General features: G+C 47.4%; 16 protein-coding genes. 2 read left to right on the top strand and 14 right to left on the bottom strand.

Going from position 1 to position 23,033, the window contains the following annotated elements:
- Positions 1-31: 31 nt before the first annotated feature.
- The 11 genes from der to FIU99_RS03525 all read right to left on the bottom strand — a co-directional run bounded on the left by der (position 32) and on the right by FIU99_RS03525 (position 11,456).
- Positions 32-1,519, bottom strand: coding sequence for a ribosome biogenesis GTPase Der (der, locus tag FIU99_RS03575; protein ID WP_006959698.1), 1,488 nt, complete (start codon positions 1,517-1,519; stop codon positions 32-34).
- 155 nt (positions 1,520-1,674) lie between these two features.
- Positions 1,675-2,835 carry an outer membrane protein assembly factor BamB gene (gene bamB, locus FIU99_RS03570; protein ID WP_006959700.1) on the bottom strand — a complete coding sequence of 387 codons (1,161 nt, stop codon included), beginning with the start codon at positions 2,833-2,835 and terminating at the stop codon, positions 1,675-1,677.
- A gap of 11 nt (positions 2,836-2,846) precedes the next feature.
- Positions 2,847-3,461 (bottom strand): YfgM family protein, encoded by a 615-nt coding sequence (locus tag FIU99_RS03565; protein ID WP_006959702.1) that lies wholly within the window; start codon positions 3,459-3,461, stop codon positions 2,847-2,849.
- A 61-nt stretch (positions 3,462-3,522) separates the two neighbouring features.
- Entirely contained in the window at positions 3,523-4,791 is a 1,269-nt protein-coding gene (gene hisS / locus FIU99_RS03560; protein ID WP_006959704.1) for a histidine--tRNA ligase, read from the bottom strand.
- Positions 4,792-4,822: 31 nt separating this feature from the next.
- Positions 4,823-5,941 carry a flavodoxin-dependent (E)-4-hydroxy-3-methylbut-2-enyl-diphosphate synthase gene (gene ispG / locus FIU99_RS03555; protein WP_006959706.1) on the bottom strand — a complete coding sequence of 373 codons (1,119 nt, stop codon included), beginning with the start codon at positions 5,939-5,941 and terminating at the stop codon, positions 4,823-4,825.
- 8 nt (positions 5,942-5,949) lie between these two features.
- A complete protein-coding gene (gene rodZ, locus FIU99_RS03550; protein WP_065740629.1) occupies positions 5,950-6,942 on the bottom strand; it encodes a cytoskeleton protein RodZ in 993 nt (330 codons plus the stop codon).
- A gap of 323 nt (positions 6,943-7,265) precedes the next feature.
- Complete coding sequence (locus tag FIU99_RS03545; RefSeq protein WP_006959710.1) at positions 7,266-8,390, bottom strand: bifunctional tRNA (adenosine(37)-C2)-methyltransferase TrmG/ribosomal RNA large subunit methyltransferase RlmN; 1,125 nt, start codon at positions 8,388-8,390, stop codon at positions 7,266-7,268.
- A 162-nt stretch (positions 8,391-8,552) separates the two neighbouring features.
- Entirely contained in the window at positions 8,553-8,981 is a 429-nt protein-coding gene (csdE, locus tag FIU99_RS03540; RefSeq protein WP_006959712.1) for a cysteine desulfurase sulfur acceptor subunit CsdE, read from the bottom strand.
- A 17-nt stretch (positions 8,982-8,998) separates the two neighbouring features.
- The gene (gene tcdA, locus FIU99_RS03535; RefSeq protein WP_006959714.1) at positions 8,999-9,808 is read right to left on the bottom strand and encodes a tRNA cyclic N6-threonylcarbamoyladenosine(37) synthase TcdA; all 810 of its coding nucleotides are present in this window, start codon (positions 9,806-9,808) and stop codon (positions 8,999-9,001) included.
- Between the two features lie 86 nt (positions 9,809-9,894).
- Complete coding sequence (mltA, locus tag FIU99_RS03530; RefSeq protein ID WP_006959715.1) at positions 9,895-10,998, bottom strand: murein transglycosylase A; 1,104 nt, start codon at positions 10,996-10,998, stop codon at positions 9,895-9,897.
- Positions 10,999-11,066: 68 nt separating this feature from the next.
- The gene (locus tag FIU99_RS03525; protein WP_006959717.1) at positions 11,067-11,456 is read right to left on the bottom strand and encodes a DUF2850 domain-containing protein; all 390 of its coding nucleotides are present in this window, start codon (positions 11,454-11,456) and stop codon (positions 11,067-11,069) included.
- Between the two features lie 245 nt (positions 11,457-11,701).
- On the opposite strand from FIU99_RS03525, the gene argA reads away from it, so the two are divergent.
- Both argA and FIU99_RS03515 read left to right on the top strand, forming a co-directional pair.
- A complete protein-coding gene (gene argA / locus FIU99_RS03520; RefSeq protein WP_006959719.1) occupies positions 11,702-13,039 on the top strand; it encodes an amino-acid N-acetyltransferase in 1,338 nt (445 codons plus the stop codon).
- Positions 13,040-13,293: 254 nt separating this feature from the next.
- A complete protein-coding gene (locus tag FIU99_RS03515; protein ID WP_006959721.1) occupies positions 13,294-13,473 on the top strand; it encodes a hypothetical protein in 180 nt (59 codons plus the stop codon).
- Between the two features lie 29 nt (positions 13,474-13,502).
- Here FIU99_RS03515 and recD read toward each other — a convergent pair whose 3' ends face one another.
- The 3 genes from recD to recC form a co-directional block, all read right to left on the bottom strand.
- The gene (gene recD / locus FIU99_RS03510) at positions 13,503-15,602 is read right to left on the bottom strand and encodes an exodeoxyribonuclease V subunit alpha (protein ID WP_006959722.1); all 2,100 of its coding nucleotides are present in this window, start codon (positions 15,600-15,602) and stop codon (positions 13,503-13,505) included.
- Positions 15,603-15,604: 2 nt separating this feature from the next.
- Positions 15,605-19,225 carry an exodeoxyribonuclease V subunit beta gene (recB, locus tag FIU99_RS03505; RefSeq protein WP_006959724.1) on the bottom strand — a complete coding sequence of 1,207 codons (3,621 nt, stop codon included), beginning with the start codon at positions 19,223-19,225 and terminating at the stop codon, positions 15,605-15,607.
- 255 nt (positions 19,226-19,480) lie between these two features.
- Positions 19,481-22,942, bottom strand: a complete 3,462-nt coding sequence (gene recC / locus FIU99_RS03500) for an exodeoxyribonuclease V subunit gamma (RefSeq protein ID WP_006959725.1) — start codon at positions 22,940-22,942, stop codon at positions 19,481-19,483.
- Between the last annotated feature and the right edge of the window lie 91 nt (positions 22,943-23,033).

Below are 23,033 nucleotides of genomic sequence, written 5' to 3'. Positions count from 1 at the left end.
CTTATTTAAAGGCGCTTTTTGTTGTTCTATATTATTTCTTGCGGTTTTTCATCATGCTCATCAAGCGCTTACGTTTACGCTCTTGAGACAAGGTCATCTTATTTGACTTGCCTTCAAATGGGTTATCGCTGTTTTGGAATTGAATTCGAATTGGCGTGCCCATGATCTCTAATGACTTACGGTAATAGTTCATCAGATAGCGCTTGTAAGAATCCGGCAGTTCATTAACCTGATTACCGTGAATCACCACGATTGGTGGGTTATAACCGCCTGCGTGTGCATATTTCAGCTTCACGCGACGACCACGAACCAATGGTGGCTGGTGATCTTCGGTCGCCATTTTCATGATACGAGTCAGAACCGAAGTGCCCACACGAGTGGTCGCTGACTTATACGCTTCTTGAACAGACTCGAATAAATGGCCAACACCAGTGCCGTGAAGAGCAGAAATAAAGTGAATACGAGCGAAGTCAACAAAACCAAGACGACGATCGAGCTCTTTTTTAACGTGCTCTTTAACGTCCATATCCAAGCCGTCCCACTTGTTAACGGCAATGACAATCGAACGACCTGCGTTCAATGCAAAGCCAAGCAGGCTAAGATCTTGGTCTGAGATGTTTTCGCGTGCATCGATAACAAGCAGTACAACGTTAGCATCTTCTACCGCTTTCAAAGTCTTAACAACGGAGAACTTCTCTACTGTTTCGTTGATACGCTTACGACGACGGACACCCGCAGTATCGATAAGAACATACTCTCGACCGTCTCGCTCCATCGGAATGTAGATAGAGTCACGAGTCGTGCCCGGCATGTCATACACAACTACACGCTCTTCACCAAGGATGCGGTTAGTGAGCGTCGATTTACCAACATTTGGACGACCGATAATCGCCAATTTGATTGGTTGATCTTGAAGACGCTTAAATTCCGCTTCTGCTTCTTCTTCAGTGTAATCAAGCTTCTCTTCATCTTCGTCAATGAAGTCTGTAAGATCTTCGATTTCACCTCGTGCTTCTTCCGCCATTTTCTCAGCAAATGGGTTTAGTGCGCGGTCAATCAATGCACCCACACCACGGCCATGTGCCGCAGCAATCTGGTACATGCTTTCAACGCCTAGCTGCCAGAAGTCAGCCGAGGCTGCATCCGCATCAATGCCATCAACTTTGTTAACGACAAGCATTGAAGGCTTTTCAATCTTACGCAGGTGATTAGAAATCGCGATGTCCGATGGAGTTAGACCGGCACGGCCATCCACCATAAACAGTACAACATCAGCTTCATCAATCGCCGCAAGCGACTGTTCAGCCATTTTAGTTTCAACACCTTCTTCAGTACCGTCGATACCACCAGTGTCAATAACAATAAATTCGTGTTCACCAAGCTTAGCTTGGCCATATTTACGGTCACGAGTTAAGCCAGGGAAGTCCGCGACTAATGCGTCACGCGTGCGAGTCAGTCGATTAAACAACGTTGATTTACCAACGTTTGGACGCCCTACCAGAGCAACAACAGGTACCATAACAACCTCTACAATATACTTTCTATGTAGTTATAGGTAATGACTAATCCCAATACCAGTGTTTACCTATAACTACAGATTTTATTTTGTTCTATCCAATAAAACGGCTCCCAACTGTTACCAGCCAGGAGCCGAATGTGAATTATATCACACGATTACTTGGTAATGCTCAGTTTCTTTACATCGCCATTACGTGTTACTGCAATGTAGCCATCTGGCACATTAATTGGCGCAACTGCGAAACCGCTGCTGTTGATTTGCTGCTGTGCAACAAATTCGCCAGTATCTCGGTCAAGCCAATGCAGATAACCTTCGCTATCGCCCACAACCACATAGCCATTAATGAGTGCCGGTGCGGTCAATAGACGGTGTTCAAGTTGCTCGTTACTCCAAAGCTCTGTGCCACTGCGTGCATCAACGGCAACCAGATAATCTTTATCTGTCACAACAAACAGACGACCACCATCGCTGGCAAGATCAGTAGATGACGAGTATTTACGCTTCCAGACTGACTTACCCGAGCGCAGATCAATAGCGGTCAACTGACCGTTATAACCAACAATATACAGTGTGCTACCAAGAACCAGTGGAGAAGCATCAACGTCGACTAGACGATCGATTTCTGTTGCTCCTTGTGGCGTACCGATAGGCTGTTGCCAAATCAGCTGACCACGCTCTGCAATCGCAGCCGCTAGACGACCATTCGCTGTTCCCCAGAATACACCGCCAGATACCGTCACAGGAGCGCTGTTACCGCGCAGAGTCAGACTTGGCACTTCTGTGCTGATGGTCCACTTGATATCACCGGTTGCCTGATCCAGAGCAATCAACATACCCGTTGCAGTGTGAACAATAACTAAGTTGCTTTCCGTCGCAGGTGCCGCTAGCACTTCACCTTCAACATCTACACGCCAGTTCACTTCACCGGTTTCTTCGTTCAGGGCAATCACCTGACCGTTTTCACTACCAATAAAAATTTGGCTGTAACCTGCAGTGATGCCACCAGATAAGCGAGCGGGAACATTCTGTTCAAGATCTTGTTGCCACAAGGTACTGCCATTTTCAGGGCTCAGTGCCTTCACAATACCTTCACGGCTTGCAACAAAGACTTTGTCATAAGCATATTCAGGAGACAATTTAGAGAAGTAGTTTGATACGCCATCACCAACACTGGCACTCCATTCACTCTTCGGAGTGAATTCACTGTCAACCTGAGGCACTGGCGCCATGATAATGGTATCTTCTTCACTGGCACAGCCAGCAAGAACACCCAAAATGGCCGCCGCAGTGAGGGCTTTTTTCAGCATTTTATTCATGCACAGCACCATTACTTCGCCAGGTCGTCCAGTTTCATTTGTATAGTCTGACTTGCATCATCCGCTTGCTGTGCTTCGGTATAAGCTGCGTACGCACCTTCCGCATCACCTTTACGAAGAAGGATATCCCCCTTCAGCTCAGCAACACGTCCAGCCCAGCTTTCATCATTAATTGCAGCTAGTTCAGAAACAGCCGCATCAAATTCACCCTGTTCTGCTTTCAAGCGAGCAAGACGGAAAGAAATAACAGAAATTAGTGCTTGGTCTTCAGTCGCTGTTTTTGCCCATTCAAGCTGCGCAAGTGCTTCATCTAAGCTGCCCGCTTCAACCTGCACTTTCGCTAGTTGAAGAGCTGCAAGGACTGCATACTGAGTCTCTTTGTTAGCATCAATAAAGCTCTGAACCGCACCTTCGCCTTCAGCACCTTTGGCCGCCAGTTCCTGAACAGCCTTGGTATAACTTTCAGACGCAGCTTCCTGAGCTGCTGTCACTGAATCTTGGTAGTAGCGCCAACCAAATAGGCCACCCAGACCGATAACCGCGCCGAAAATGACCGCTTTACCGTTTTCTTTCCACCAATCTTTGATCGCTTCTACTTGTTGTTCTTCAGTATCGTAGAGTTCCACTTCCTGTCCTCTTGAATCTAAAAAGTGGTGACTAGAATCACCACTTCAAATTTGAATGCGTTTAAACCAACTCTGCCAGCTTAGCTGCAACGTCTGCTTGGCCGTAAGTTTCTTGAGTGCCGCCAATCAGGTCTTTCAGTACCACAGTGTTATCTGCTACTTCGTTTTCACCAAGAACCAGCGCCACTGCTGCACCTACCTTGTCGGCACGCTTAAATTGTTTCTTAAAGTTACCACCACCGAAATGGTTCATCACACGAATGCCTGGAACTTGCTCACGTAGTAACTCAGCCAGCTTCATGCCCGCCATCATAGTGCCTTCGCCCGCAGTAACCATGTAGACATCAACAGAGCGGCGAACGTCTGTCAGTTCTAGTGTTTCTAGCATGAGAACCAGACGCTCAAGACCCATTGCAAAACCGACAGCTGGCGTTGCTTTACCGCCCAACTGTTCGACTAGACCATCATAACGGCCACCGCCACATACCGTGCCTTGAGCCCCTAAGCTTTCCGTGATCCACTCAAATACCGTGCGGTTGTAGTAATCAAGACCACGAACCAGACGCTCATTTACTGTGTATTCGATACCTGCAGCGTCAAGAAGTTCACAAAGACCAGCAAAATGTTGTTTGGACTCTTCACCAAGATAATCTGAAAGACGTGGCGCATCACCAAGAATCGCCTGAACGTCAGGGTTCTTAGTATCCAAAACGCGCAGCGGGTTTGTGTGCATACGACGTTTGCAGTCATCATCCAGAACATCGATGTGTTGCTCAAGGAAGGCAATCAAAGCTGTGCGGTAGTTAGCACGGTCTTCTAGAGAACCGATAGAGTTCAGCTCAAGACGAACGTGTTTATCAATACCCAACTCACGCCACAAACGTGCTGTCATCATGATAAGTTCAGCATCGACATCTGGACCATCCAGACCAAATACTTCTACACCACACTGGTGGAATTGACGGTAGCGGCCTTTCTGTGGACGTTCATGACGGAACATTGGCCCCATGTACCATAGACGCTGCTCAGAGCGGTCAATCAGACTGTTCTCAATACAAGAGCGCACACAACCAGCAGTCCCTTCCGGACGAAGAGTCAGGCTGTCACCATTGCGATCGTCAAAGGTGTACATCTCCTTTTCAACCACATCCGTGACTTCACCGATAGCACGGCTAAATAGATGAGTCATCTCAACGATTGGCATGCGCACTTCGCTGTAACCGTATGCGCTGATTACATTCTTCACTGCGTTTTCAAGTTTTTGCCACAGTGGTGATTGAGTTGGAAGGCAGTCGTTCATGCCTCGAATTGCTTGGATTTTCTTTGCCACAATATTTACCGTAATTTTGGTTACGTTGAGATTAATCTTTTACTTTTACGTCGATGCGGTTTGCTTCGTCTAATGTTGAAGCTTTTGCACGAATTTTAGCTTCTAGCTGGTCAACAAGGTCATTATTGTCGAAACGCTCTTTCTGACGTTTACCGTCTTCGTAGAATGCGCTCTTCTTGTTGCTGCCAGCAAGACCAAGGTGAGAGACTTCTGCTTCACCCGGGCCATTGACGACACAACCAATGATAGACACGTCCATCGGAGTAATGATGTCTTCAAGACGCTCTTCTAACGCGTTAACCGTGCTAATCACATCAAACTCCTGACGTGAACAGCTTGGGCAAGCAATGAAGTTGATACCACGGGAGCGAATACGCAGAGATTTAAGAATATCAAAGCCAACTTTGATCTCTTCAACCGGGTTAGCTGCCAGAGAAATACGCAGCGTATCACCGATACCTTCTGCCAATAGCATACCCAGACCAACTGCAGACTTCACAGAACCCGCACGAGCACCGCCCGCTTCTGTAATACCTAAGTGAAGTGGCTGATCGATTTTCTTCGCCAACAAGCGATACGAATCCACAGCAAGGAAAACATCTGACGCCTTTACACTGACCTTAAACTGGTCAAAGTTTAGACGATCCAGAATATCAACATGACGCATTGCAGACTCTACCAGCGCCTCAGGCGTTGGTTCGCCGTACTTCATCTGGATATCTTTTTCCAGAGAGCCGCCATTCACACCAATACGGATAGGAATATTCTTATCGCGCGCGCAATCAACGACTGAACGGATACGATCTTCGTTACCGATATTACCCGGGTTGATACGTAGACAGTCAACACCGTACTCAGCAACTTTCAGCGCTATACGGTAGTCAAAGTGAATATCAGCCACCAGCGGAATGTTGACCTGCTGCTTAATTAGCTTAAAGGCTTCAGCCGCATCCATAGTAGGAACTGACACTCGAACGATATCAGCACCGACATTTTCCAGTGATTTTATTTGTGCAACAGTCGCTTCGACGTCTGTTGTTCTGGTGTTAGTCATTGACTGCACTGCAATCGGAGCACCGTCACCAATAGGCACATCGCCCACGTAAATACGAGTCGATGGGCGACGTTTGATAGGAGATTCGTGTTGCATATTTATTTCTAAGGTAAGGTGAATCTTGCTACTTTGCCTGAAGTATACCCAGAAAGGTCGACAGGTTCACTTGATAATGTCATTGAAACGTTTTCTGGGGCACCCAAAATCACGTTATAAGGCCTTTCACCGCTCACTTGTAAATCCTGACCGGCTTTCTTAATACCTGTCGCCAGTGTTTTACCTGTCGCATCTTTCACCTGAATCCAACAGTCATCGCTGAAAGACATTTCTAAGAGGTTGGCGACAACGGGTTCAGAAGAATTTTCGGTTTCTTTCTCTGGTTGGTTCGGCTCAGCGGCAACAACCGGTTCAGTGACTGGCTCCGTGACGACTTCAGGTTCAGCAGGCTCAGTAATTGCTTGGACAACTTCAGTTGGCTGCTCAACGATTTCAGGCTCAGCCGTTGCTGTTTCAACCGGAGTAGTGACCTCTTCAAGTGGCTGTTCAACCACTTGCTGGCCCTCTGGTGATTCATTAATCAGGCTTGGCTCAACCGCAGCAAAATCTAGCTCATTGTTTTCAGCCAGCTCTTGCTCGATTTTCATTTCTTGTTCCGTTGCAGTGGTCAGCTCAACTGCGCTGTTTTCTTGATTTTGCCACCACCAAACGGAAGAGATACCGACAATAATGGCAAAAATGCCCCATGTCAGAGTCATAATGCGGCTATCGTGTTTTTCTTTATTGGTCTTCTGCGAAAAGCTTTGCATCTCATGCTCTTCGTGCTGCGCTTCACCACAATCATCTAATGCGCACAACACCACAGATTCTTTAATGCCCACGACACGTGCATAAGAACGGAGGTAACCACGAGTAAAGGTCGCCACCTGTTCACTTTCAAATTGATTCAATTCGATGTTTTCAATGATGGAGCGACGCAAACGTAGTCGATCCGCCACTTGTTGCTGCGTCAGGCCGAGCTCTTCACGTTTTTGTTTTAAAATCGTACCCGCTTCGACTTTATTCTCTTCTTGTACTGGTGTTTGCTGTTCAACACTCATAATGTTTTAACGTCTCTTTTCAGGGGATTCTGAGCCAATCGCACGTTTATCGTTTTTCGTTAGTTGTGCTGGTTTTGTTCAAAATCCAAAATTTTTGAGGATATTGCCTCACCAAATTGCATAAAAGTACTTCACTCAATCGCAGAGGTATTACCTCTAAAGCACTAAAGTTTAATTCTAATAGATATCAGAGATGAAACAACATAGAAAAGGCGCATAAATTACAAGCAGCTCAAGGTTTTTCCTGATTTTGACATTATTTAGCAACACCAATTTACAAAAAAGCCAGAGCTGAGCCCTGGCTTTGTCGTCAAAACACTCAATTAAACTGCTTTTACTGCGATGGTGTCACCTTTAGCGGCACGAATCATTGCGGTGCGTTTAGTACGGTCAATCACATCACCAACCAACTGACCACATGCGGCATCAATATCATCACCACGCGTTTTACGAACCGTCACTGTATGCTCATATTGCATTAATGTTTTCTGGAAACGGTCAATGCGTGAGTTGCTTGGTTTTTTGTAAGGAGAACCCGGATAAGGGTTAAACGGAATCAGGTTAATCTTACACGGCGTATCTTTCATCAGCTCAGCCAATTCACGCGCATGGTCCATATCATCGTTTACATGGTCCAGTAGCACGTATTCCACAGTCACTTTACCGCGGTTCGCATTGGAAGAAGCGATGTAACGACGCACAGATGCTAGGAAGTCTTGAATATCCCAACGGTCGTTGATTGGCATGATTTCACTGCGCAACTTATCGTTTGGTGCATGAAGTGAAATCGCTAGCGCGACATCAATTTGACCTGTCATTTGATCCAGACCCGATACCACACCAGAAGTCGATACCGTAACGCGACGTTTAGATAGACCAAAACCTAGATCATCCAACATCAATTCCAATGCTGGGATCAGGTTTTTCATGTTTAGCAGTGGCTCACCCATCCCCATCATCACAACGTTAGTGATAGGACGACGGCCTGTCTCTTTTTCCAAACCAATTTCACGTGCTGCACGCCATACCTGACCAATAATCTCAGAGACTTTCAGATTACGGTTAAAGCCTTGCTGAGCGGTTGAACAGAACTTACATTCCAATGCACAACCAACCTGAGACGACACACACAAAGTCGCACGATCATCTTCAGGAATATAAACCGTTTCTACGTCCTGGTCGCCAACCTTCATCGCCCACTTAATTGTCCCGTCTGAAGAGTGTTGAGCTTCCGCCACCACAGGGGCTTTAATCTCACACCGATGGATCAATTTCTCACGCAGCTTCTTGTTAATGTTGGTCATCTTCTCGAAGTCATCGACACCAAAATGGTAGATCCACTTCATCACCTGCTCGGCACGAAATGCTTTTTCACCTAGCTCTTCAGCAAAAAACTTGCGCATTCCTTGGCGATCAAAGTCGAGTAGATTGATTTTTTCAGTGGTCATGTGGCCTCACGAAACGACGTAACATTAATTAAGGGCGCGAATTGTACAGCCTTTATTCAGCGACAACAAGAGGTCTAACACCCTGTATTTTTTAAGGCATTAATATCTCAGTGATTAAATTTCATACAGAAACAATCAACCCGCCAAATCGGCGGGTTGCGGTTAGCGGGAGACTTGTTTTATCTGTTCAACAATCGCTTTTAAACCATTGCCTCGCGATGGGCTGAGATGGGCAATGAGACCCAATTTTTCAAAGTACTCATCAATATTGAATGCCTGAATTTCTGCGCTGGTTTTGCCATTATAAGCCGCCATAACGAGCGCAATAAGGCCTCGCACAATACGTGCGTCGGAGTCAGCGCAAAAATGCCACACACCATCAAGATTTTCACTCACCAGCCAAACCTGGCTTTCACAGCCTGAAACCGTGACTTGCTCAGATTTCAGCTCATCAGGCATCGCAGGAAGTTTCTTCCCCCACTGAATGACCTGACGGTAACGATCCTCCCAGCCTTTAAAGCCTTGCATAGTCGTAACGATGTCTTCTGCTTGAATATCAGTGCCAAAAGGTGACTGTGGGAATGAGGACATAAGAATCTCCAAACGAACTATTTACGGTATTTCTGAATCAGCTTCTCGACAATGCGCGAAACCGCCACAAAGCCGAATGTTGCGGTAACGACCGTCGCCGCCCCAAATCCACTGGCGCAGTCCATACGCTTTGGCCCTTCCGCTGTAGATTTAACACCGCACACACTGCCGTCTGGCTGAGGGTACTTCAGTTGTTCCGTTGAAAATACGCACTCAATGCCAAATTTACGCTGCGGATTCTTGGGGAAATTATGGTGACGACGCAAAGTATCTTTAATTTTTTTCGCCAATGGGTCTTGGATGGTTTTGGTCAGGTCAGCAACTTGAATCTGGGTTGGATCGACTTGCCCACCTGCACCGCCGGTAGTGATCACTTTAATCTTGTTGCTACGACAATACGCCAGCAGTGAAGCTTTCGCTTTCACGCTGTCGATCGCATCAAGCACGTAATCAAACTCTTTTGACAGATATTCATGCTGGTTGTCTGGCGTAATAAAGTCATCAATCAGATTAACTTTGCACTCTGGATTGATAAGATTGACGCGTTCGGCCATCACTTCAATTTTACTCTGTCCCACCGTACCGCTCATGGCATGGATCTGACGGTTGATGTTAGTAACACAGACATCATCCATATCAATCAAGGTCAACTCACCGATGCCTGTACGAGCCAATGCTTCAACCGCCCAAGAGCCTACGCCGCCAATGCCGATCACACAAACGTGCGCGGCACGAAGGATCTCCACTTCGCTATTGCCATAAAGACGACGAGTGCCGCCGAAGCGTTGGTTGTAGTTGTCTGAAGCCGGAGTATCAAGTTCGCGCATGGTGCTGTTCTTCCGCCGAGTGATGGTACAAAAATAAAGAGTGCGATTTATACGCACTCTTTATTAAAAAGTCTAGATGAGAAAAGCTATTGTAACTTCTCGGGAGGCAATGCCCAAGGCGCTTGAGTTGACGAGTTTTCCAGCCCCAGCTTCCACACTCGCCCAAAGTGCTTATAGTGACCCGCCTCAGTTCCTGCTCTCGGCCCCATACCATGGTATAAATCGAGGTGATTCTGCTTCACCGCACCACCAGTATCGAGAACAATTAGTAGGCGTAACTGATGGGCACCACTCCAAGTGCCATCGGCATTGAGCAATGGCACTTCAGCAAGAATAGGTGTTCCCATAGGGAAAATCGAACGGTCACCCGCCACAGATGCCATTGGCAGTAATGGGATCCCAGCTGTACCTGTCACCGGAGCGTCCGCTCGGGGCTCAAAGAACACATAAGATGGATTTTGTTCAAGTAACTCACGAACGGTCGCTTCATCATTTGCCATCACCCACTCTTTGATAGCTTTCAGCGACATTTTTTCGCGCGGGACTTGGTCTCGCTCTATCAACACCTTACCAATGCTGACGTAAGCTTTGTTGTTTTTCCCACCGTAGGCAAAATACTCCAGCGTATCGTCATCTTCAAAATGAACAAAGCCGCTGCCCTGCACTTCCATCAGGAATGGGTCGATCATATTCGCTGCATAACCTAATTCCAGTCCTTGTCCTTCTAATGCACCGTCATAAATTTGAGCGCGCGTCGGGCAATCAGCGTCACACTCTGGTTTGCCATAGACTGGGTATTTGTAGGTTTCATTCGGTTCGTGGCGCAATTCCATTACTGGTGAGAAATAGCCGGTGAACAAGACGTTACCTTGCTTATCACCGCCGCCTAGCTGGGCAGTTTGAATGCCAAAGTCAGCTAACTGCGCAGGATCACCACTCTGTAATACCCATTCATTGAGCTTTTCATACAAAGGCTGATAAACCCGAGCCATAGAAGGTGAGTTTTCAACGACTTGTTGAGACTGTTTGGTAAATTCAGTGAAATCCCGTGGTTTGTCCGATTCTACAACTGCGGTTTTATTCAGAATCGAATTAAATTCACCATCAAGATATTGTTGAGCACGATCGTGCGGTTGTGCACAGCCAAAGAGAACACTGGCTGCCACAATTGGAAGATATTTTTTGAACACAGGTTTATTCCTTTCAAGCCTGTAACAAAGGATGACAAACTCAAACGGTTAGCGCAATCAGATAGACGTTAACGAATGTTATTTTTGGACTTTTCTGACAATTGATAAATAGGCTGATAATGCGGTTCAGAAATCAGTCTCATCTGGCTGAAGCTCTGATTAAGGATTTGGTAACGACGCTTTTCTTCGCCCACCTGAAATTCAACATAGCTCCCGTTAAAGCGGTAACGCGTGTTAACCACACCACCGTCAATCACCACACCGGTTTCATTGAGCACGAAGCGGTCTGCAGAGTAAGGCGCCACACCCTGTTCGACCCATGTTCCATAAACCATTGAATTAGGATGTGTAATATCCTGATATCGGTCGTAGAGCACTTTGGATACAAAGATGGCAGCTACGGCCAGCACAACAGCAGCAATCAATACTCCACGCTCTAACAATTTCTTTTTCTTCAAATTTGACGCCTACTTTGAACTTCATTAACCAGCTAATGACAAGTTTATTTATTACGTTAAGTGTTAGCCTAATTACTTAACTTTGCTAGAAATAAGTATGGTTCTCACCACACCTATAACATTCAAAAATATCTCCAGCTATTGAGTTGATACGTTTTTTGGCGCTCTCTCCCAAAAAGCCCTTGCCGCCAAGGGAATAAAATTGCAATATAATCACATATAAATTCATCTTTATTGGATAAATAGTGAAGATTCGTAATACCGCTTTAGTCAAAGGCTTCCGCCAATCGGCCCCTTACGTGAATGCCCACCGTGGCAAAACCATGGTCATCATGCTAGGTGGCGAAGCGGTTGCTGATAACAATTTTGCTAATATTATCAGCGATCTGGCTCTGCTTCATAGCTTGGGGGTCAAGATCGTCCTCGTCCATGGCGCGCGCCCGCAAATCAATCGAATTCTAGACCGATTCCAACATGATACGCCCTATCACAAAGGCGTTCGTATTACTGATGAAACTAGCCTAGATATCGTCATGCAAGCCGCAGGACAACTTCAGTTAGCCATTACCGCCCAGCTGTCGATGAGTTTGGGCAATACGCCTATGGCCGGTACTCAGCTTAACGTCGTGAGCGGTAACTTTGTCATTGCACAACCACTTGGTATTGATGATGGGGTTGATTACTGTCACAGTGGTCGAATTCGTCGAATTGATGTCGAAGGCATCAACCGTACACTCGATCAAGGCTCTATAGTGCTACTTGGCCCAATTGCCAGCTCAGTAACCGGTGAATCCTTCAACCTTTTATCCGAAGAAGTTGCAACTCAAGTTGCACTCAAATTACATGCTGACAAGTTAATTGGCTTTTGTTCGGAACAAGGGGTCATTGATGAGAATGGAAATGCTGTTGCTGAGCTCTTCCCGCGTGAAGCAGAGCAGTTTCTCGAAAAACTTGAACAAGACAGCGGCAATAGCGAAGACAGTGCCTCAGGTACTATCCGCTTTCTGCGTGCAGCCACTACCGCCTGTCGAGCTGGCGTCCCACGCAGCCATTTGGTGAGCTACAAAGTTGATGGTGCCTTAATTCAGGAGTTGTTCTCCTTAGATGGTATCGGTACTCAAATCGTAAGAGCGAGTGCCGAGCAAGTTCGCCAGGCTGACATCGACGATATTGGCGGGATACTAGATTTAATTCGTCCTCTCGAAGAACAGCGCGTACTGGTGAGGCGATCTCGCGAGCAGCTTGAACAAGAGATTCATCAGTTCACCATCATCGAAAAAGATGGCCTGATCATCGGCTGTGCAGCGCTTTACCCATACACTCAGGAAAAAATGGCTGAGATGGCGTGCGTCGCCATTCATCCAGAATACCGTGATGGTAATCGTGGCGTCTTGCTGCTCAACCATATCAAATTACAATCGAAGGCTCAGGGGATTAAGCATATTTTCGTTCTGACGACACGCAGCCTACATTGGTTCCGCGAACAAGGCTTCTATGAAATGTCTGTTGATTTTCTTCCTTCGCAAAAGCAAAACCTCTACAACTACCAAAGAAAATCGAAGATTCTAGCGATTGAACTGTAATGCATAGTGATAAGACAAAGAGTTAGGCAGTTTCTTTGTCTTGTCTCATCACTGAAACGCTGTTGTCACTATTTAGATCAATTTTTCCGCTTTATTTTGTCGCATTAACTGGTTAAAATTCGAGCTCCCTAATAACCCGCTACGGGAAAAAGGGGAGCCCGATTGGACTCGTCTTCAACTTACAGGCACCTAAGCCTGATAAGTCGCACGGATTGCTTGAGGTAGATAACAACGTCACTAAGAGCAAATGACCGATGAAAACCATCATCTGTAACTCGATCCAGAGTTTCTGGGATATGGCTGATAACGAACTTCTGGAAGGGCTGGACGTCCACTGCGTCTTTCCTGTCAGTAAGGGTTTAAAAGCATTTATATTGAACTACCAGCAGAAGTACGGCATCCGCAGTATCTCTTTCAGCCAGGCAATTCAATAACTCCTCTCAATAGCCATGGATGGTAATTGTTATAAACGGTTTACCAAGCCACTTGCTCTCTCAGTCCTGATCTTCACCCCTCGCGCCAAAACTCTGTCATCCACATATAAACTCAATTTTTGTTTTGCACGCGTAATGCCCGTGTAGATAAGCTCACGAGTCAGAATTGGTGTAAATTCCGGTGGTAATATCATCAAGGTGTGCTCAAATTCGCTGCCCTGTGATTTATGAATCGTCATCGCGTAGGCCGTTTCATGCTCAGGTACTCGGCTTGGAAGCACAGCTTTAACCGAGCCATCAGGGAGTTCGAAAAACACCTTCAGTCGCTCAACTCCGTCCGAGTTATCACGTAAACAAAGGCCAATATCACCATTGTACAAACCCAATGCGTGATCGTTACGTACCACCATAACGGGCCTTCCGTGATACCAAATCTCGTCCTGAACCTGAATCATTTTACGTGCGTTTAATGCTCGCTCTATGCGTTGATTAAGTCCTGAGATGCCAAAATCTCCTTCCCGAACGGCACACAGCAAACGACATTTTGCGAACAGCTGCAGCGCATCTTTTGCGCGCTGATGAGTGGTTTCTGGTTGTTCAGTGTTGGGATCCACCACCACTTGTCCGATTCTCTTTAAGTAATGGCTGTATTCCTGTGCCAATGTTTGAATCATCTGACTGTAGTGCTGACCATCGATAGGAAATCTCGCTATGTCTTCGAAATCTCGCTGCCAGACCCAATCGACTTTTTGCATTGAGCCGGAATTGATCGCTTTCGCTAATTGTCCGATACCTGAACGGGCATCAAATCGGTAGCTCTTTTGCAGCATGCACAAACTATCAGCAATAGTCGCCGTAGTATTGGAGGATTGGGCTAGTGTCTGGTAGCCAGTAAGCTGAGCAATCACACCAGCGTGAGGGGCACTGTAGCCTTGTTGGTAAAAGGAACAAATATCTCCCAACACCGCCCCAGCTTCCACCGACGCAAGCTGATCTTTATCACCGAGCAGTATCAAACGAGCATGTTTAGGCAGTGCATCCACCAGCTTGTACATCATAGGCAGATCCACCATAGAGGCTTCATCCACCACTAAGATATCGAGGTGAAGTGGATTGTGCTGGTTGTGACGAAATTCAACACTGTTTGGCACAGCTCCTAGCAAGCGATGCAAAGTGCTGGCGTCGGTTGGGATTTGCTCTTTAAGCGCAGGTTCAACAGGCAATTCTGCTACCGCCTTACCGATAGATTCCGTCAATCGCGCAGCCGCTTTACCTGTCGGAGCGACGAGCTTAATCACCGGAGCATCGCCAGCTTGCTGAGCCTGAGTGATCAAAGCGGCAAGCAATTTCGTCACGGTGGTGGTTTTTCCGGTACCCGGACCACCAGAAATCACCGCAAAGCGTCGCGTCAATGCCACAGCTGCCGCTACCTTTTGCCAGTTAACACAGACCGACACGGGTACCAACTGATCCAGCACGTTCAAATGCTCTATTTTGGTCGCACTAAGGAGCTTTTGGTCTATGGTAGGCCAATCGAGCTGTTCGCTGCTCACTACATCAAGATGATCGCAGACTAACTGCTGTCTCAGTACCTGTGTAGAACTCCCATCAGATTGCGCGGAGGCCAGATCAGTAAAGAGGTAACGATAGTTTCTGGCAAACAGGTGATTCAACAACTCTGCCAGTTTTTGAGCATCAGTAGGCTTTAGGATCATAGGTGACCCAAAGCTGTTCAAGCGATTTGCCAGTACAACTTCGTAATGCCAATAACGATGCAGGTAAAGTCGTTCACCGTCAAAAATCATTGGCGATGTCTGCCCTTGATCTCCGACCAAAGATGAAGCTTGAAGTAGTGATGGCCAATCTACCTTTTGTAGCATTTGATTAAGCTCAACAGCCGCATCACCAAACAGCCCCAATTTGGCTGCCAAATCCACAGGCTGTCCGTAACAGTCAAACAGTGGCAAGCAAATATGCCCCTTACCTAGCTCGCAGCTGAGGATTGCCGCAACAAAAGCAACGTATTCATCTTTACTTTGAGCAAGAATAAATCGAGCAAACTGATAATCAATCTGTCGGATTGAACCTTTGCTCGCCAGAGGCTGAAGACGCGAAAAGAGATCTTGCATGATTAGAGTAACTCCATCTGACCAGAGCTGGACTGTTTCGGTTCGATAGGACGGCCATCAATCAGACTGTCCATGTCTTCGAGAAACTCAAGTGTCGGCCGTGCAGAGAAAATGCCGTGTTCACTTGCTCCGTCCATACCGCGCAAAAACAGGTAATAGACTCCGCCGAAGTGAGTCTGGTAATCGTAATTTGGTACGCGAGTTCGCAGGAATCGGTGTAAAGCCAGCGCATAGATTTGATATTGGAGATCATAGCGGTGATCCACCATGGCCGTTTTCAGGGCCTCGCCATGATAGTCAGCGACATTATCTCCAAGGTAATTGGATTTCCAGTCAAGTACGTAATACTTGCCCTGATGTTCAAACACCAAGTCAATAAAACCTTTCAGCATACCCTGTGTGGAATGAAAGCCCAGATCGCCTGCTTTGGCAGACAGAGGGTCGTGACGCTGAATGACGCGATTCAATGCGGGTGCAGTCAGTATTTCAATCGGCAACAAGAACTCCATTTCAACTAAACGTTGGGCAGGCTGTTTTTGATTGAGTTTCAGTTGCTTACCATCTAACGGCGTTGCCAATACAGTATCGACGAGTTGTTGAAGTATCGGCAACCAAGCAGGGTCAAGCTGCTCACTTTCCATCAAATTAACAATGATTTCGCTATTGCTGTCTGAGGTTGCAGATTCGGTAAACTCAACCTCTTCAAATAAGGTGTGAAGGAAGGTTCCTGGTCTGGCGCCTTTCGGGAAAGTAAAAATATTTTTCTCAGGCTCAAGCTGCTCTTCCTCCTGCTGTTCATCAGAAGAGTCGACATCCAATAACAATATGTCCGTCACAGCATCGTCAAAATGGTGGCTGGCTCCCTGCTTAACCAGACCGGAATAACTGGTGATGCGCCAGTTACGATCGATTTCATTTTGCAATTCATTGGCATGCAGCGCTTGCTTCTCTGCTTCGCGAGTAACGAGCTTTTCATTCACACTCTCTGGTAAATCCGCCAACTGGACACAACTCAGCTCCTGAGCGTGCTGTTGCAACGCAGCGGTTAAATCGGCGATGCCACCTGGCTCACCATTTTGTAATAAGTACCCCATCGCACTGTGGTGCACGCCAGTAGGCTCTTTCGTCGAGCGACCATTACGTAGCGGCGCCGCACCGACAAAGCAGCCATAAACCGCGCGAGTGAGCGCCACGTAGATCAAGCGCAGATCTTCCGCCAGCCTCTCCTTGTCAGCTTGCTGTAATGAGGCGTCCTGTTTGGTGATATCCAGAATGGTTTTGTCTGAAGCACTATCGTAATACTTGGCTTCACTCGCCTCTCGATAGCTGAACACAAACGGCAAAAACACCAGATCGTATTCCAACCCTTTTGATTTGTGGATGGTGACGATCTGCACCAAATTGCGCTCCGATTCCAAACGCTGGATCTGCTCCTCACTTCCCCCGAGACCATTGCGGGCATCACTAATGGCCTGAGCTAACCAGCGCAGCAAACCGTGGTCACTGTCGAGCTCTTGGCTGGCTTGCTGAAGCAGCTCTCCTATGTGCATAAAGTCCGTCAGAGATCGCTCGCCATTATCTTCTTCAAGCAATCGTTCTGCGATGTGTCTTTTACTCATCACGCTACGCAGCATCGGCAATACGCCACGTTGACTCCATAAGCGGCGATACTCCTTAAACTCATTGATGGCATTTTCCCATTCATTTTCATCATTATTGAGTTTGTCGAGGGTTCCGGCATCAAGAGCAAACAGCTCAGAAGCAAGGCTGGCTCTTAAAGCACGATCATTTTCCGGAGTGAGCACCGCTTGGAGTAATCGTTGTAAGTCTTCTGCCACCTGTGAGACAAATACACTATCTCGGTTAGACAGATACACGCTGGCAATCCCCTGCTCTGCCAAGGCCTGTTTGATCATTCGACCTTCACTGCCGGTTCGAACCAACACAGCAATGTCTCCGGCCTGAATTGCGTGTTGAGACTTTCCATCATCAAAAAACGCACGCTCGCTCTGAGCCGCCGACAAAATACGATGGATTTCATCGGCACAGGCCTGCGCCATGGCTTGATGATATTCACCTTTCGCCAATGGCTTCTCTTCAGCTTCTTGTAACCAGTAAGTCATTGCCGGTTGGCGCTGTCCATCTATCATCCACTGGCGTTTGTCTGCATTCGGGCTCGATTTAACCGGAATAAACGGAATGTCATCGTCATAAACAAACGGGCTGCTCGGCGTTTCGAACACCTGGTTCACCGCCGCGACCATGTCTGAGCTCGACCGCCAGTTGGTGCCAAGAGTGAAGTGAGAGGAGACCTGATTACGTGCCTTGATGTAGGTAAATATATCCGCACCACGAAAACCGTAAATCGCCTGTTTGGGATCACCAATCATGAACAAACCGCACTGAGGGTGCTCAAGATAGATACGGCTGAATATGCTGTATTGAAGCGGGTCGGTATCCTGAAATTCATCGATCATGGCGACCGGATAGAGAGAGCGGATTCGCTGCGTAAGCAGCTCACTATCATCTTCATCAATCGCTGCGGACAACTGAGTCAGCAGATCATCAAACGACAGCCACTGTTTCTGCTGCTTGGCCTTCGCCAACATCTCGCGGCACTGTTCTATGGCGTGTGCCAGCAGTGGTGCTTCAAGACTAATAGGTTTGGCGAGAAACTGCTCGATAGCAACAAAAGCGGGATGGCTTGGCGCTTGCCCTTTAGGGGTCTTCTCTTGCAGGATATTCTGCGCAAACTTTTCTAGTTTATCCGGGTACTCATAGCCCGTGGTTTCACTCGCTGCCCACATGTCCACCGCTTCAAGCCAAGCAGGCAATGATTTCTTGGTGTAGCTACGCTTGTTGACATCCGAGTCGCTGATTAGAGCAAGGTAGTCTTGTTGCCCTTCGCGCCAAATTGTTTTGAGTTCATCAATCTGTTTGAGGTTTTGGCTATACAGGTCAGCCATACTGCCTTGCATTGCTGGCACTGAGAGCTGCAAAGGTGCCCCGGTTAAATAAGGGCTGATCTTTTTCAACAGTTCGGCAGGCGCCCCCCAAATTCGGCGCACTTCACCGGCGAGATTAAGCGGTAGTGGGTAGAAATTACGTCGCCAGTAGTCTGCCACAACCTGAGCTTTAAGGTGACTCTCATCAGTAATGAATTCGTTATTAAAGCGACTACCGGATTCAAACGCATTTTGAGTCAACATGCGCTGACAAAAACCGTGAATCGTATAGACCGCCGCTTCGTCCATCTGCCTTTCCGCTTGAAGGAGAATTTCAGCCGCTTGAGAATGATCGTCAATGGCTTCAAGCAAAGGTTGAATCACGGGATCACCGCTTTGACCACGAGAAAAGGCCAGCCGCGCATCATGAATTCGGGCTCGAATCCGGTCTCTCAGTTCGGCGGTCGCAGCCTCAGTAAAGGTCACCACCAGAATTTGGTCCACCGTTAGCGGCTGCTGGTGTTTACTTTCCGCACAGCCATGACCAAGCAACAACCTGAGGTACAGGCCAGCAATAGTGAAGGTTTTTCCGGTTCCGGCTGACGCCTCAATTAAACGCGCGCCATGAAGCGGAAAAGTCATGGTATCCAGTGACGTTACCATTGACGTGGATGTCATAAAATTCGTGCCCTTGATGCATTTATTCCAGATCCAAATGTGATCCAGACTTTAAAATGATATTTATCAATAAAAATCCCATTCAAGATAGGATTTTATGAGACCTCTCTCACGGCAAGCGGCGAGTCTTACCGATAGTATTCGCTGCACGACTTACGCAGGCAATACCTGACGCTAAGCAACCGAATCATGGTCCCTCTGACCTGTGGCCGTACAGAAAACGCCCTACACCAATAATGATTTCCTGGCGGCCACCTACTTCTCTATCTCTTGATTATCTTTCACTGCCAGTCTCGGCGCTTGTAACACTAATGCCGTCAACGTCCTGACTTGCATCGCCAACTCATCGCTCCATTCAGGCCAGATACGAGCAATGTAAGCGTTCGCGCCTTCCCCATGACTAAGGTAACCATCGTTAAATGTGTCTGCCATTTTCTTGAGTGACTTTTCTTCATCATCAGCCCAATTACCACGGCTAAAGCCCGCTTCTACACAAGCTAAAGCGGTATTCGGGAAGTACGTTAAAGGCGTTGTCATTCCCTGATAGAACAAGCGAACCAACTCTCCCAGCGTCGAGTGAGCAGCAGCCGCACTCTCGAGAGGCGGAAACGTGAGGTGCACGGCTCCTTCTTTGCGGTCATAACCCACCATATGCGAGCATTGCTGATGCCCCATCGCGTTCATAGCCAAATGATCGATCCAGACAGCAAGATAATCCTGAGCACGTATTCGCCCACTGCGAAAACGAACTAAGCCCGATTGATAGCTTTGAGTTAGCCAACCTGTCAGCTGAACAGGCTTTCCTTCTCCCAGCACATCAAAGGTCAGTTTCACTTCAAGATCGTCGCTCGGTGAGCCACATAACCAAGTGAGCTTTTCTACCAGCTCTTCAGCCTGTACTCGATTGGTTTCAAATTCGATATCACCAAATGCGCCTACTGGTAGCTTACCTTGAGCACGTTGATGTGCGATGAAATCGTTAATGATAGCTTGCTGATCTCCTGCACCACTGAGCTGATGTTCAAGCAATAATTCCAACAGGCTATCGCGCATTTGGTAGCTTTCTAAGCCATTGAGAACGAATGGCTCATCATCTTCCATTACAGGTAACGGAGGCTCAAACACCACCTTGAGACGGCGATTGAAGAAATACTGCACAGGTAAACGCCAGAAGCGTTGTAACTCAACCAAATCCAGCTCAAGCGGATAGACTGCATCCAATAGGTAATCACTTAACTGGCGATTGAACTGGCCACCAACCTGTCCTTGTCGATTCGCCGCAGGCAACCACTCTTTAGCGTAACTGGCATTATGTTCAACAAAAGCACTCGGGCTAAACGGCACCATAGAGTGACTGGCACTAATACAGTTCAACAGGCGTTGACCCGATTCGTCCACTGCTAACGCTTCATCTCCTGCCAGACAGTAGTTTTGTTGGCAATATTCCATCAACTCAGACACCAATACTGACGGTACGCGCTCCGTATTGTCCTGAATCGAGCGACCCACATAGCTGATATAGAGCGTGTGTTGCGCTGACAACAAGGCTTCCAAAAATAGATATCGGTCATCATCCCGACGAGAGCGGTCGCCGGGCTTCGCCCGGCCATTCATCAAATCAAACCCTTCAGGCGGAACCGTTCGCGGATAAATCCCATCGTTCATTCCAAGCAGGCAGACAGTGCGGAATGGGATCGAGCGCATTGGCATCAGAGTACAGAAATTCACTTGGCCTGCTAAGAAGCGCTGACTGACTCGGGTTCCGGAGAGTTTGTTGTGCAAGTATTGAGAGACAATATTTGGCGTCAGATCCTGCTCATACGCCGCTTCTTGAAGTTGATCTTTCAATGACGTCAACGTATCCCGAATAGACTTAAGCGCCGCTTCTCCTTCCAGATCGACGCTAAAGAAGTCATCCAGCGCAACCGTCAAGGTTTCACGCCAGTGTTCAATGGACTGAGTCTGAGCCAATTGGCTACGGTAATGGCTGACGGTTTCGATGAAATGAGCCAGTTTCCCCGCTAACTCTGCTCCCATCCCCTGGACCTGATTATAGGGGGACAACAGCCCGCTTTCGGTTTCCAGCAACCCAGCAGATTCAGGCATAGCGTAACCGAGCAACATGCGCTGAATGCCAAATTGCCAAGTGTTTTGCGAGGTTTCGGGCAAATCAAATTCTTCTCCAGTATGGTGATTGAGCCCCCAGCGAATGCCCGACTCTTCGACCCATTGTTTCGCTTGAATGAATTCATCTTCATTCAAACCAAATCGCGCCAAAATAGCAGGCGTTTCGAGCAATTCGAGTAACTCAGAAGCAAGGCAGCGAGTATTTGGCAAGTTCACAACCTGCATAAACGCATGCAAGATCGGGCTTTCCTGATCAGCCGTTCGGTCGGAGATGGAATAAGGGATAAATCGTTCACCCGGCGCATTACCAAACACCGCCTGAATGGCCGGACTGTAGGCATTAATATCCGCCACCATAACAATGATATCGCGTGGTTTTAGGCTTGGATCGGCATCAAACATCGCCAGCAACTGATCATGCAGTACTTCCACTTCACGCATTGGACTGTGGCAAGCATGCAATGAGACCGAGCGATCCCACTCATCAATCACTTGCTTGTGATGGCTGTCATCGAGGGTATTGTCATCCTGATGCTCTTCAAGATTAAGGATATCGGCCTGTAAATGGTGTAACAGAGAGTCACGCTCAATATCAACGAAAGCTTCAATTTCATGAGACTCCAGTTGAGACAGTAAATACATGTTGTCCCTGCCCAACTTGCCCATTGACGCGAGTAAGCTGTTGCCCACCACATTGGTGTGCAGTTCGTCATCAAGGTTTTGCTCAATATCGCCTTTCAGCTGCTGTGTTTCACCTTCGAGCTCGGAATGGTCTTGCTTCCATACCAGATGTTGTCGATGCCGAGCAGCCAAGCGCGCGAGGTATTTACGATCGCGTACCTCGCCCCAGTAGTAACGACAGGGGTTAGTAAACATCAGATGGACATCAATATGCTCACCGATGGCTTTCAGCGCATCCATGTAGCGAGGAGGTAGCGAAGTGATGCCAAACACAAACAATCGCTTCGGCAGATGATCAAACTTACCGCTGTAGTTTTCCAGCGTATCGATGAAGTGTTCGTAAAGGTTGGCACGATGATAGGGCGACTGCCCTAGCTCAATAGTGTGATCGTACAGTGCCTGCCACAGAATAGGCTGCCAGCTATGTTCTTCTTCCAACTCAGCTACAACTTGGCCTGCTTCCCAACTGGCAATCCACTCAGGGCGATAAACCAGATAGCCGTCGAAAATATCAGCGATTTTTTCGGCAAGTTGATAGAGCTTACTCTGATCATCGTCATCCACTAGGTAGCGCTTAAGTGCCTCAAACTCCACCTGTTCAAGAAGGCTGGGAAGAATAAACATTAACTTCCAGGTCATGGCTTCTTTGTTGAAGGCGCTTCGCTGTGGCACATCAGGCAACACCTGAGTGAACATATTCCAGATGAAGGTGGCAGGCAGCGGGAATTCAATGTTTGCGGCAACACCAAACTCTTTAGCGAGCTCCATTTTCAGCCATTGCGACATACCCGGACTCTGAACCAGAATTTGCTCTTGTTCGAATGGGTTTTCTAATGGATTGAGCCGAACCAACTCGACGAGTAAGGATTTTAAAACGTCAACTTGGTTGGAATGGTAGACAGTAAACAAAATGCACTCACACTATTCTTGCCGCAATTGGGTTGAGATTAGCATAAGTGCATAGCTTTCTTGATAATTATACGCTTGTCAGTGCATCAAA

The sequence above is a fragment of the Vibrio sp. THAF64 genome (genome assembly GCF_009363455.1).
GTDB classification, from domain to species: Bacteria; Pseudomonadota; Gammaproteobacteria; order Enterobacterales; family Vibrionaceae; genus Vibrio; species Vibrio coralliilyticus.
This window is presented reverse-complemented; position numbering and strand designations above follow the sequence as displayed.

What these genes read in the sequence shown, in the direction of transcription:
- rodZ (WP_065740629.1), bottom strand. Translation starts at nt 6,942, where the DNA reads ATGAGTGTTGAACAGCAAACACCAGTACAAGAAGAGAATAAAGTCGAA.
- recB (WP_006959724.1), bottom strand. Translation starts at nt 19,225, where the DNA reads ATGACATCCACGTCAATGGTAACGTCACTGGATACCATGACTTTTCCG.
- recD (WP_006959722.1), bottom strand. Translation starts at nt 15,602, where the DNA reads ATGCAAGATCTCTTTTCGCGTCTTCAGCCTCTGGCGAGCAAAGGTTCA.
- FIU99_RS03515 (WP_006959721.1), top strand. Translation starts at nt 13,294, where the DNA reads ATGAAAACCATCATCTGTAACTCGATCCAGAGTTTCTGGGATATGGCT.
- tcdA (WP_006959714.1), bottom strand. Translation starts at nt 9,808, where the DNA reads ATGCGCGAACTTGATACTCCGGCTTCAGACAACTACAACCAACGCTTC.
- ispG (WP_006959706.1), bottom strand. Translation starts at nt 5,941, where the DNA reads ATGCAACACGAATCTCCTATCAAACGTCGCCCATCGACTCGTATTTAC.
- FIU99_RS03545 (WP_006959710.1), bottom strand. Translation starts at nt 8,390, where the DNA reads ATGACCACTGAAAAAATCAATCTACTCGACTTTGATCGCCAAGGAATG.
- csdE (WP_006959712.1), bottom strand. Translation starts at nt 8,981, where the DNA reads ATGTCCTCATTCCCACAGTCACCTTTTGGCACTGATATTCAAGCAGAA.
- bamB (WP_006959700.1), bottom strand. Translation starts at nt 2,835, where the DNA reads ATGAATAAAATGCTGAAAAAAGCCCTCACTGCGGCGGCCATTTTGGGT.
- der (WP_006959698.1), bottom strand. Translation starts at nt 1,519, where the DNA reads ATGGTACCTGTTGTTGCTCTGGTAGGGCGTCCAAACGTTGGTAAATCA.